Annotated in this window: 12 protein-coding genes; 4 read left to right on the top strand and 8 right to left on the bottom strand. The window is 71.0% G+C overall.

Features of this window, described 5'->3' with window-relative positions:
- Nucleotides 1-141, top strand: a 141-nt coding sequence (locus AOK23_RS31655) for a cupin domain-containing protein (protein WP_476718311.1), incomplete at its 5' end; no start/stop codon positions are given.
- A gap of 7 nt (nt 142-148) precedes the next feature.
- On the opposite strand, the gene AOK23_RS31650 is transcribed toward AOK23_RS31655, so the two are convergent.
- The 5 genes from AOK23_RS31650 to AOK23_RS31630 all read right to left on the bottom strand — a co-directional run bounded on the left by AOK23_RS31650 (nt 149) and on the right by AOK23_RS31630 (nt 4509).
- Nucleotides 149-1933: a serine/threonine-protein kinase gene (locus tag AOK23_RS31650; RefSeq protein WP_055715997.1), complete on the bottom strand. Its 1785-nt coding sequence runs from the start codon at nt 1931-1933 to the stop codon at nt 149-151.
- Nucleotides 1934-2058: 125 nt separating this feature from the next.
- Entirely contained in the window at nt 2059-2256 is a 198-nt protein-coding gene (locus AOK23_RS31645; protein ID WP_055715996.1) for a DUF397 domain-containing protein, read from the bottom strand.
- Entirely contained in the window at nt 2216-3064 is an 849-nt protein-coding gene (locus AOK23_RS31640) for a helix-turn-helix domain-containing protein (RefSeq protein WP_055715995.1), read from the bottom strand. The genes AOK23_RS31645 and AOK23_RS31640 overlap by 41 nt, the downstream gene beginning before the upstream one ends.
- Before the next feature lie 134 nt (nt 3065-3198).
- The gene (locus AOK23_RS31635) at nt 3199-4020 is read right to left on the bottom strand and encodes a serine hydrolase domain-containing protein (RefSeq protein ID WP_055715994.1); all 822 of its coding nucleotides are present in this window, start codon (nt 4018-4020) and stop codon (nt 3199-3201) included.
- A gap of 9 nt (nt 4021-4029) precedes the next feature.
- Nucleotides 4030-4509 (bottom strand): GNAT family N-acetyltransferase, encoded by a 480-nt coding sequence (locus tag AOK23_RS31630; RefSeq protein WP_055715993.1) that lies wholly within the window; start codon nt 4507-4509, stop codon nt 4030-4032.
- Nucleotides 4510-4770: 261 nt separating this feature from the next.
- On the opposite strand from AOK23_RS31630, the gene AOK23_RS31625 reads away from it, so the two are divergent.
- Nucleotides 4771-5247: a MerR family transcriptional regulator gene (locus tag AOK23_RS31625; protein WP_055539661.1), complete on the top strand. Its 477-nt coding sequence runs from the start codon at nt 4771-4773 to the stop codon at nt 5245-5247.
- Nucleotides 5244-6275: an aldo/keto reductase gene (locus AOK23_RS31620; protein ID WP_055715992.1), complete on the top strand. Its 1032-nt coding sequence runs from the start codon at nt 5244-5246 to the stop codon at nt 6273-6275. The genes AOK23_RS31625 and AOK23_RS31620 overlap by 4 nt, the downstream gene beginning before the upstream one ends.
- 6 nt (nt 6276-6281) lie before the next feature.
- Here the strand turns inward: AOK23_RS31620 and AOK23_RS31615 are convergent, their stop codons facing one another.
- The 3 genes from AOK23_RS31615 to AOK23_RS31605 all read right to left on the bottom strand — a co-directional run bounded on the left by AOK23_RS31615 (nt 6282) and on the right by AOK23_RS31605 (nt 9201).
- Nucleotides 6282-7136 carry a DUF4429 domain-containing protein gene (locus AOK23_RS31615; protein ID WP_055715991.1) on the bottom strand — a complete coding sequence of 285 codons (855 nt, stop codon included), beginning with the start codon at nt 7134-7136 and terminating at the stop codon, nt 6282-6284.
- Between the two features lie 75 nt (nt 7137-7211).
- Nucleotides 7212-8420 carry an alpha/beta hydrolase gene (locus tag AOK23_RS31610; RefSeq protein ID WP_055715990.1) on the bottom strand — a complete coding sequence of 403 codons (1209 nt, stop codon included), beginning with the start codon at nt 8418-8420 and terminating at the stop codon, nt 7212-7214.
- A 124-nt stretch (nt 8421-8544) separates the two neighbouring features.
- Nucleotides 8545-9201, bottom strand: coding sequence for a TetR family transcriptional regulator (locus tag AOK23_RS31605; RefSeq protein WP_055715989.1), 657 nt, complete (start codon nt 9199-9201; stop codon nt 8545-8547).
- 101 nt (nt 9202-9302) lie between these two features.
- On the opposite strand from AOK23_RS31605, the gene AOK23_RS31600 reads away from it, so the two are divergent.
- On the top strand, nt 9303-10784 hold a 1482-nt coding region (locus tag AOK23_RS31600; protein WP_055715998.1), incomplete at its 3' end, for an MFS transporter.

The following is a 10784-nucleotide window of genomic DNA, read 5'->3' as shown; positions in this document are numbered from 1 at the left end:
CACGTCGTCCACGGCGCGGTCCGGCTCGGGCCGCATGAACTGGGCCCCGGCGACTCGGCGCGGGTGGAGGGGGAGAAGGGGCTGGAGCTGGTCGGGACGGCCGTACCGGCGGAGGTGCTGGTCTGGGAGCTGGGGGAGTGAGACCGGGTCAGCCGTCGTTCTCCGGCTCCTCCGCGTTGCGCCAGATCGTGAGGTCCACGGAGACGTAGTCGCTGGGGTCCCCCTCGGGGGCGCTCCCCTGATAGGTGACCAGGGCGATGTGGCCGGAGCCGGTGTGCACGCAGAGCTGGGTGCCCTTCGAGAGCTGCGCCAACGACACGCTCTCGGCGAACCGGGTCTCCTCGCGGCAGGTCTTCAGGGAGCCCCGCTGGGCGTTGTTCAGCAGGACGATCTTGGCGCCGGCGCTACCCAGTTTCTCCCCGAAGTAGTACAGATCGCGGTTGTAGATGCTGCCGTCGCTGTCGCCGTCTGCCGGCTTGGGCGGCGAGTCTGCGAACTGTACGTAGTAGCCGTCGGTGATGTCGATGCCCTTGTACGTCACCGGCTTGGGATCGGGCAGCGGCTTGGCGCTCGTGTTTCCGGAGCCGCTCGTGGAGTCGTCCGACGAGCCGTCGAACGACTGGATGAACGCCGCGCAGCCACCGAGCCACATCAGGACGGACAGGGTCGCGACGCCGATGGCGAGCCACTTGCCGACGCTGTTCCTGGGCGGCGGAAGGGGAAGGGGGCGCGGCTGGGGCTGCGGGTGCCACATCTGCGGCGGTTGAGGATACGGCGGTTGAGGATAAGGCGTCTGGTACGTCGGCATGGTGTTCGGCACCGGCTGCGCGACGTAGGCGAGGGGCTGGGGCGCGGGCGGGGTCGCCGGGGCGGCGCGCCCGGCGTGCATGGTCGGCGCCGCGTGCACCGGCGGCGCGGCCCGGCCGGCGGCCTCGATGTCCTGCTGGGTCACCGGGGCGGTGGGCGGAGCCGGCGGGAGCACGCGGGTCGGTGGCTCCGCTGCCGTGTTCCCCGCCGCCAGCAGCTCCGCCGACGCCGAGACCCGGCGCGTGATGTCGGCGCCGATCGCCTCCGGCAGCCAGGAGCCGGACTGGACCAGCGGGGCGGGCGAGGCCTGCTGGCACAGCGCGATGACCTCTTCCGGCGAGGGCCGGTCCTCGGGGTTCTTCGCCAGGCAGCGCTCGACGAAGCCGAGTTCGCCGGGGAGACCGGAGAGGTCCGGCGCCTCGTGGACGATGCGGTACAGCACGGCGTGCGAGGGCCCGTCGCCGTAAGCGCCGCTGCCCCGCCCCGCGTACGCCGCCACCTGGCCCAGCGCGAACACGTCCGACGCGGGCGTGATGGGCTTGCCTGCCGCCTGCTCGGGAGACATGAACGCCGGGGTGCCGAGGGAGACGCCGGTGCCGGTGAGGGCGGTGGCGTCGGCGGCACGCGCGATGCCGAAGTCGATGACCCGGGGGCCGTCGGAGGTGAGCAGCACGTTGGTCGGCTTGAGGTCGCGGTGGACGATGCCTGCCGCGTGGATGACCTTCAGCGCCTCCGCGACCCCGGCGAGCAGCAGCAGGACGGAGGTGACCGGCAGCGCACCGTGCTCGGCGACGGCGGAGTGCAGCGACGGGCCGGGCACATAGGCGGTGGCCAGCCACGGCCGGTCGCCCTCGGTGTCGTAGTCGATGACCGGAGCGGTGTGGAGGCCCTGCACCCGCTGGGCGGCCCGCACCTCCTGCCGGAACCTGCGGCGGAACTCGGGGTCCTCGCTCAGTTCCGGCCGGATCGTCTTGAGGGCGATCGGGTGCCCGCCGGGTGTGTACGACAGATACACCGTGCCCATGCCGCCCGAGCCGAGCCGGGCGGCGAGCCGGTAACTCGCCACGACTTTCGGATCGCTGTCGTCCAGGGGACGGAACTGCCCGCCCGCTCGTACCTCGCCCATCGTCTCCCCCGAGGCTCCGCGTCTGCCGTGGCGTGTGTGCATGGGGAGGTTATCCGAGTGGATCAACGGCCTTCTTGGGGGGCGCAGTTACCGTGGATCCCGGCGAGCACTGCGTCCGGTGCGCTCTACCGGCGGAGCCCGTCGACGAAGGCCCGCCAGGCGTCCGGGCCGACGAGCAGGACGGGGCCACCGGTGTTCTTGCTGTCGCGCAGGGGGACCGCGCCGGGGAAGCCGTCGGCCACCTCGACGCAGTCGCCGCCGGTGTTGCCGCTGTAGCTGGACTTACGCCACCGTGCGTTCCTCAGGTCGGGGCTGTTCGCCATAGCGCTCCTCCATCACACGAGTGATCAATGCCGCCGAAGCCTCGACGGAGAGGGCGGCGGCCTGGAGATGAGCGTAACGGCGCGCGGCTTCCTTGATGGTGTCAGGGTTGGCCGTCATATGACCGGCGATGACGTCCTCCGTGTAGACGACATCGGGGTCCTCCTCGAATCGCAGGAGATTGAACGACCCGGCCAGGCTCGCGTGTTCACCCGCCACGTTCGGCAACACCTGCACCCGCATCCACCGGTGCCCGGTGAACTCCAACAGCCGGGCCAGTTGCCTCCGCATGACCGCACGGCCCCCGACGGGCCGGTGCAGCACCGCCTCGTCGAGGATCGCCCAGGCCAGCGGCGGCTGCTCCCTCTCCAGGATGCGCTGGCGCTCCATCCGGGCCGCGACCAGGCCATCGAGGTCGTCCGGCATGCCGGTGGCCAGGACCGCCCGCGCGTACTCCTCCGTCTGCAACAGCCCGTACACCACCTGCGCCTGGTACGTGGAGATGTACGTGGCCTTCGCCTCCATCTCCGCGTACGGCTGGAACCAGCTGGGCAGTTGGCTGCGCAGCACGAGGCCGATCAGCCGGGAGAAGACACCGTCCGTGCCGAGCGCCGCGTCCACCCGCTCGGAGAAGTCGCGGGTGGGAATCTTCTTCGTGGTCTCGATCTGTCCGATCAACGAGCCCGTGCAGAAGATGATGTCGCCGAGCTGGCCTTGCTTGAGGCCATGCGCCTCGCGCTGCCGACGGAGCTCCCAGCCGTAGTAGTCGAGCGGGGAAGCGCTGGGATCGAGCGATTGGATGTGGGCCACTGCGGTGCCTCCGGCCTCCAACGCCTCGCGGCGTTCGTCTCGTTGCGTGATCGAGCGTAAGCGAAGCGTGGCGCCCGGTGATGTGAATCACGCAATCGTCCCGCCGGTGAGGGACGTACCTCAGCCCACGTACCTCAGCCCCGTGACTCCGCGAGCACCGCGTCCGTGAACGGCGTCCACGCCTCGATCGCCCAGGGGCCGAACGCCCGGTCCGTCAGGGCGACGCACGCGAGGCCCGCCGTCGGGTCGATCCACAGGAACGTGCCCGACTGGCCGAAGTGGCCGAACGTGCCCGGTGAGGACGTCGTCCCGGTCCAGTGCGGTGACTTGGAGTCCCGGATCTCGAAACCGAGCCCCCAGTCGTTGGGGTTCTGGTGCCCGTAGCCCGGCAGCACGCCCTTCGTACCGGGGTACTGCACGGTCATCGTCTCGGCGACCGTCCGCGGGTCGAGCAGCCGGGGCGCCTGCACCTCGGCGGCGAACCGCAGGAGGTCGTCGACGGTGGACACGCCGTCCTTGGCCGGTGACCCGTCGAGCGTGGTGGCGGTCATCCCCAGCGGCGCGAGGACCGCCTGCCGCAGATACTCGGCGAACGGGATGTCCGTCGCCTTCGCCACATGGTCCCCGAGCACCTCGAACCCGGCGTTGGAGTACAGTCGCCGCTCCCCGGGCGCCGACATCGCCCGGTGCTCGTCGAAGGCCAGCCCGGAGGTGTGCGCCAGCAGATGCCGTACGGTCGCCCCCGCGGGCCCGGCCGGTTCGTCCAGCTCGATCGCCCCCTCCTCGTACGCGACGAGCACCGCGTACGCGGCGAGCGGCTTGGTGACCGAGGCCAACGGGAAACGGTGCCCGGTGGGGCCGTGCGACCCGAGGACGGTGCCGTCCGCCCGGACGACGGCCGCGGCGGCCGTGGGGACCGGCCAGTTCTCGATCAGGGCGAGGCTCTGCAAGGACATGCGACGAGCCTATGCGGGCCCGAGGAGCAGACGCATCGAGGGGTCCGTGTCGCGGGTGAAACCCATGGACGCGTACAACGGCTCCGCATCCGGTGATGCGGTGAGCATGACATACCCGGCGCCTCGTTCCCGGAACCAGTCCAGGAGCTCCTCCACGCAGGCGCGGGCGTACCCCCGGCGGCGGGCATCCGGGTCCGTGGCGACGCTGAAGACGTACCCGATCAGCCCGTGCGGATTGCCGGCCCGCCCGATCCGGTACTCCAGCGTCCCCGCCGCCAGCGCGGCCAACGTGCCCGGCCGTCCGGGGAGGTCGACGACGAACGCGGCGAACCTGCCTCCGGGGTCGGCGAGTTCGGCGGTCAGTGTGGGCAGCGACGCGGCGTGCCAGTCCGTGGCGCCGGGCGTCCCGGCCAAGGAGTCGATCATCACCTGACGCAGTCGGAGCACTTCCGCCGCGTCCCCGTCCGTGGCACGCCGTACGAGACCCATGTCCCGCACGCTAGTGCTGTGACCGGAAAGGTTCACCGGCTCGCGACGCCCGGCACGGCACCTCGCGGCGTTGTCGCATGACCCGAGTACATCCAGTACGCGGGTCATGCTCCGCCTTGCGAGGCACCGCACCGGACGCCGCGAGCTTTCCGGCAAACCTTTCCGGTCACAGCACTGGCCAGCGGGCCCACGTCACGTCCTCATGTTTTCTCACCGTATTCGCTTGCTTGGAGCCCACTCCAAGGTTTTAGCGTGGAGGGCATGACGGTGATGGAGACCACGAGTACCACCAGTACTGCCAGTGCCGACAGTTGTGCCGGACCGCCGCGGCAGCCCCGGCGGCCGGACGGGCAGGACAAGTACACGATCAGCGAGGTCGTCACCCTCACCGGTCTGACGGCGCACACCCTGCGCTGGTACGAGCGGATCGGCCTGATGCCGCACATCGACCGCTCGCACACCGGCCAGCGCCGCTACCGCAACCGCGACCTCGACTGGCTGGACCTCGTCGGCAAGCTCCGGCTCACCGGGATGCCGGTCGCCGACATGGTCCGGTACGCGGAGCTGGTGCGCGAGGGCGACCACACCTACGCCGAGCGCTTCGACCTGCTCAAGTCGACCCGGGACGACGTCCTGTCCCGGATCGCCGAGCTCCAGGACACCCTGGCCGTGCTCGACCGGAAGATCAATTTCTACGCGGACGCCGGGCAGGCCCTGGCGTCGGAGAGGGCTTCATGACGAACGGCGTGAACGGCTCGAACGGCGCGATCCCGAAGGCACGACTGGGAGCGAACGGCCCCGAGGTCGGCGTACAGGGCCTCGGCTGCATGGGCATGAGCTTCGCGTACGGCCCCTCGGACGCGGCGGAGTCCCGGGCCACCCTGGAGCGGGCGCTGGAGCTGGGCGTCACCCTCTACGACACGGCCCACGCCTACGGCGCGGGGGAGAACGAGAGGTTCCTCTCCCCGTTCCTCAAGGCGCACCGCGACGACGTCGTCATCGCCACGAAATTCGGCCTGGCCGTGCACCCGGACGACCCGACCAGGCGGATCATCCGCAACGACGCCCCGCACATCCGCGAGTCCGTCGAGGGCAGCCTGCGCCGGCTCGACGTCGAGGCGATCGACCTCTACTACATGCACCGCCGGGACGTGAGCGTCCCCATCGAGGAGACCGTCGGCGTCATGGCCGAACTGGTCAGCGAGGGCAAGGTGAAGCACCTGGGGCTCAGCGAGGTCACGGCCGGGGAACTCCGCGCCGCGCACGCCGTGCACCCCATCGCCGCCCTCCAGTCCGAGTGGTCCCTCTTCAGCCGGGACATCGAGGCCACCGTGGTCCCCGCGGCCCGCGACCTCGACGTGGCGCTCGTGGCGTACTCCCCGCTCGGCCGGGGCTTCCTCACCGGTTCCTTCGCCAAGGCCGAGGACCTCACCGCCGACGACTTCCGCCGCCAGCAGCCCCGCTTCACCGGCGACAACGCCGCCGCGAACGCGGCCCTCCTGGACCCGATCCGCCAGGTCGCCGAGGCCCACGGCGCCTCCCTCGGCCAGGTCGCCCTCGCCTGGGTCCACCACCGGGCCTCCGTGCACGACCTCCCGGTCGTCCCCATTCCGGGCACCCGCAAGCCGGGCCGGATCGAGGAGAACGCCGCGGCCACGAGGCTCGCCCTGACCGAGGCGGACCTGGCCGTACTGGAGCCGATAGCGGCCGAGGTGGCGGGCGACCGCTACGCGGACATGAGGTTCACGTCGGCAGGCAGGGAGTAGTCCGGTTCACAGTTCCGCGAGGAGTTCCGCCTTCTTCGCGCTGAACTCCTCGTCGGTGACCAGCCCCGCCTCGTGCAGCTCCCCGAGGTGCCGGATCCGGTCGGCGATGTCGGCCGGGTCCCGTCGGGGCCCGGCCGCGACCGGAGCCAGGGCCCCGGCGCCCGTGGACCGCGCCGCCGCCAGGACCGCCGCGGCGAACGGCAGCGACTCGTGCACCGGCCCGTACCCCAGCCCGAACACCACGGCGGCCGGATCATGGTCCGCCTGGGGCGGGCGCTCACCGGCGGTGTCCCGCCGAAGCAGCCGCAGATACCCCTCGAAGACCTCCGGCGACCGCCACTCGACGCCGCTCAGCTCGCTCACCGGAAAACTCTGGTCCCCGGCCTTCCACTTCGCCGAGGAGGCACCCGTCCAGGACCACCGGAACGACACCGACCGCCCGTCGAACGACGCCTTCCCGTCGTACGCCTTGAACTGCAACGGCACCTCCGGCGCCGCCACCAGGAACCGCTCGGCCGGCCCCGAACCGGTCAGCCGGGCCCGCAGTTCGTCCGCGTAGTACTCGGCGAGGGTCTCCCGCTCGGCCGGCAGCACCAGCCGGTACGGATCGGAGCCCTCCTTGAGCTGCTCGGCCGCCGCCTCCATCAGAGGGTCGGCGCCCGGCCGCGGCACGGCCCGCAGGACGACGGTGCCCCGCTTGCCCGGTGTCAGCGTCACCCCCGCGATCGCCTCCAGGGGGACGCGTCGCTCGCCGAGCGCCTGGAACAGTTTCGGTGTTCGGATCCCCCGTTCGAAGCGGATGAGCACGGAGTCGGACTCGAACTCCCAGGCGGCATGAAATCCGGCCAGTACGTCACCCATGCGGCTCATCGTATGCGGACGGGGCGGTGAAGTCCCGACCCGTGGCGAACCGCACTTTTACCACCTCTACGCGCGTCAGGCGGCGGTGGTGTCCGGCAGACCCGCCCGGCACCCGTCGTTCTTCCGCGCGCACTCCACCGCGTGGTAGGCGCCGATCCCGATCTCCGCGAAGTTGTACAGGCTCACGGTGCCGGGCTCGAAGTAGCCGCTGTGCCCCTCGGCGTTGGACGCCGACAGCAGGCGCGCCCCGAACTCCGCCGACATCGGGTCGGTGCCGTGACCGAGCCCGCCGACCTCCAGGTACGGCACGTCCTGGACCCAGTCGTCGGCGTCCCGCATGGCCCACACCCGGGCCGCCGTGCGCAGCGCGGAGACCTTCTCGGTCCGCATGCCGGGGCTGCCGGCGACCGCGATGTCCGTGACCCGCGACGGCAGGGAGCGTGCGGCGACCCCGCACACCACCGAGCCGTAGCTGTGACACACCAGGGCGACGGTGGACCCGCCGGGCAGCGCCCTGACCAGCGTGTTCAGCCGGATCGCGCCCTGTTCGGCGCGGAGCGCGGTGGCCGAGTCGAGGCCGAGGCCGTCGGGCGCGGTGTAGTCGGCCCAGGCGATCACGGCGGTACGCGTCCGGGTGCTCGCGGTGCGCTCCGCCCGGTACAGCGCCTCGGCCATGCCGACGGGTGCCGAGTACCGGCGGTTGGTGCGCTGGAAGTTGAGGATGTCGGTGTCGACGCCGGGGACGACGACCGAGACGCGCTCCGCCTTGTCGAGGTCGCCGAAGACCTCGGCGACCCGGCCGGAGCCGTCGGGGTCGAAGGCGAGGATCTGCCGGTCCTCGTCGGCCAGCGAGACGTAGCGGTGCATGCGCCGGGTCGCCTCGTACTGGCCGGTCGCGGAGAGCCGTTCGTCGTGCGTGCGGGCCCGTTCGCGCTTGCTCTGCTGCCGGAGCGCGATGCGGTTGGCGCGGTAGCGCAGTTCGACGGGGGCGCCGTTCATGTTGCCCACCGCGAGCGGGTAGCGGTGGGCGAGCCGCCGCTGCTGCCGATCGGTGAGCGAGGCGAAGAAGGCGGTCAGCCGGTGCGGCGACGACTCCGCGTCGGGCAGTTCACGCCCGTCGAGGTGTCCGTGCCGCCACGCGGAGAGCGACGCCTGCAGCGGCGACTCCCCTCGATGGCTGCGGATCGCAGTCCAGCCGGTGGTCGCCAGCATCACGAAAACGACGGCCAGCGCCAGCAGTGCGCGCCAGACGTTCAGTTGCGGGGAGGAGTCGAAGGAAGTCACTGAAAGGACACACTAAGAGAACGGAAGGGTCTCGCGTTAACCGAGTGAGAGGGATCACGTTTCGAGCGCGCCTGTTCCACGCGGTGCGCAAAGAACGTCCTCATGGTGCTGTTATGAGGGGATTTCAGCCGTTCCGCCACTTCTCGGCGAGTGAGGGCCGGACGGCGTCCAGATGGGCGGCGGTCAACTCCCGCATCGCCTCCATGCTGAGGTCGCCGCCCATGGCCCACAGGCGTTCGGTGACGCGCATGACCCCGGCGAAGACGGCCACCGCCACCCGCGGCCGGGGGTCGGTGCGCACATCGAGTCCCTCGCGCTCGGCGACGATCTCCTCGATCTCGCGGGCCACCTCGTCCGTGCGGCGCAGATGCGCGGCGAGCAGCGCGGGCGTCGACTCGATCATCCCGTAGCTGCGCAGATAGAGGTCGACGGGGACGATCCGCGCGACGGCCTCGCCGATGGCGTCCCAGCCCTCCAGGACCGCGTTGCGCAGGGCCTCCAGCGGGGCCTCGTGTGCGGGCCGGGCCCGCAGCGCCGCGACGAAGTGCTCCTGGCTGAGGCCGATGACCGCGAGGGCGGCCTCCTCCTTGCCGGCGAAGTAGCGGAAGAAGGTGCGCTGCGAGACGTCCACGGCCTCGGCGATCTCGTCGACGGTCGTCGCCTCGTACCCCTGGGTCGTGAACAGCTCCAGGGCGGCCCGCAGCAGCGCGTCGTGGGTGCGCTGCTTCTTCCGTTCGCGCAGCCCAGGCCGTTCCGCCGCCGTCGCCTCCGCCGTCTCCATGAACCCTCTCCTCCACCCGGTCCGTGCTCCGAGTGACGTGACAGTTACCGACTTGTGAACTCGTTTGTCAACTGTCAGTGGCTGTCACTAGCCTCGCACGCATGACTAGTCAGACCACTGTCGACAAGACGGGACCGGGGGACCAGGCGCCAGCAGCCCCGTCGGACCCGACACGGGGCCAGGGGCGGGGCCTGCGGGGCCACCCGTGGTTCACCCTCCTCACCGTGGCCGTGGGCGTCATGATGGTCGCCCTCGACGGCACCATCGTCGCCATCGCCAACCCGGCCATCGCGGACGACCTCAAGGCGAGCTTCGCCGAGGTCCAGTGGATCACCAACGCGTACTTCCTCGCGCTGGCGGTCACCCTCATCACCGCGGGCAAGCTCGGCGACCGCTTCGGCCACCGCCAGACCTTCCTCATCGGTGTCGTCGGCTTCGCCGCCGCCTCCGGTGCCATCGGCCTGTCGAACTCGGTCGCCTTCGTGGTGACCTTCCGGGTCTTCCAGGGCCTGTTCGGCGCGCTGCTCATGCCGGCCGCGCTCGGTCTGCTCCGTGCCACCTTCCCCGCCGAGAAGCTCAACATGGCGATCGGCATCTGGGGCATGGTCATCGGTGCCTCCACCGCGGGCGGCCCGATCCTCGGCGGCTTCCTCGTCGAGAACGTCAGCTGGCAGTCCGTGTTCTGGATCAACGTCCCCGTCGGTGTCCTCGCCGTCGCCCTCGGCGTGTGGATCCTCCTCGACCACCGCGCCGAGAACGCCCCGCGCTCCTTCGACGTCCTCGGCATAGCCCTGCTCTCCGGGGCCATGTTCTGCCTGGTCTGGGCGCTGATCAAGGCCCCCGAGTGGGGCTGGGGCTCCGGTACGACCTGGACGTTCGTCGCGGCGTCCCTCGTCCTGTTCGCCCTGTTCGCCTTCTGGGAGACGAGGGTGAAGGAGCCCCTGATCCCGCTCGGCCTCTTCCGCTCCGTACCGCTGTCCGCGGGTGTGGTCCTGATGGTCCTGATGGCCATCGCCTTCATGGGCGGCCTGTTCTTCGTGACCTTCTACCTCCAGAACGTGCACGGGATGAGCCCCATCGACGCCGGTCTGCACCTGCTGCCGCTCACCGGCATGATGATCGTCGGCTCGCCCCTGGCCGGCGCGCTGATCACCAAGGCCGGACCGCGTATCCCGCTGGCCGGCGGTATGGCCTGCACCGCGATCGCCATGTACGGCATGTCGACCCTGGAGACGGACACCGGCAGCGCCGTGATGTCCCTCTGGTTCGCGCTGCTCGGCCTCGGCCTCGCCCCGGTGATGGTCGGCGCCACCGAGGTCATCGTCGGCAACGCGCCGCTGGAGCTGTCCGGTGTCGCCGGTGGTCTCCAGCAGGCCGCCATGCAGATCGGCGGCAGCCTCGGTACGGCCGTCCTGGGCGCCGTGATGGCGTCCAAGGTCGACGGCGACCTGCCGGGCAACTGGGCCGACGCCGGTCTGCCGCCGCTCACGGGCGACCAGCTCGACAAGGCGTCCGAGGCCGTCCAGGTCGGCGTGCCCCCGGTCGCCGAGGGCACCCCGCCGGAGATCGCCGCGAAGATCGCC

Source organism: Streptomyces torulosus, from assembly GCF_001419765.1.
Lineage (GTDB): Bacteria > Actinomycetota > Actinomycetes > Streptomycetales > Streptomycetaceae > Streptomyces > Streptomyces torulosus.
This window is presented reverse-complemented; position numbering and strand designations above follow the sequence as displayed.